Below are 278 nucleotides of genomic sequence, written 5' to 3' on the forward strand. Positions count from 1 at the left end.
CCAAAGATGTGGCCCATGTTCCAGAACTGACGCGAGGAATCCAGCAGCGCCTTGGACGGGATGCAGCCCACGCGCAGGCAGGTGCCGCCCAGGGCCGGCTTGCCGTCCTTGCCCAGCGCAGCGTCGATGCAGGCGGTCTTCAGACCCAGCTGCGCGGCGCGGATGGCGGCATGGTAGCCGGCCGGACCGGCACCGATGACGACGACGTCGAATTGTTCAGCCATTGAGATATTCCTTGTTTCTTTACCAGAACCCCTCCGCGCAGGCGCGGAGGGGTG

General features: G+C 65.5%; 1 protein-coding gene. It reads right to left on the reverse strand.

The features are described from left to right. Window positions 1–224, reverse strand: a 224-nt coding sequence (locus RAD04_RS38620; RefSeq protein WP_461627959.1) for an FAD-dependent oxidoreductase, incomplete at its 3' end; no start/stop codon positions are given. Between the last annotated feature and the right edge of the window lie 54 nt (window positions 225–278).

The organism is Bradyrhizobium sp. 25ACV, from assembly GCF_054863005.1.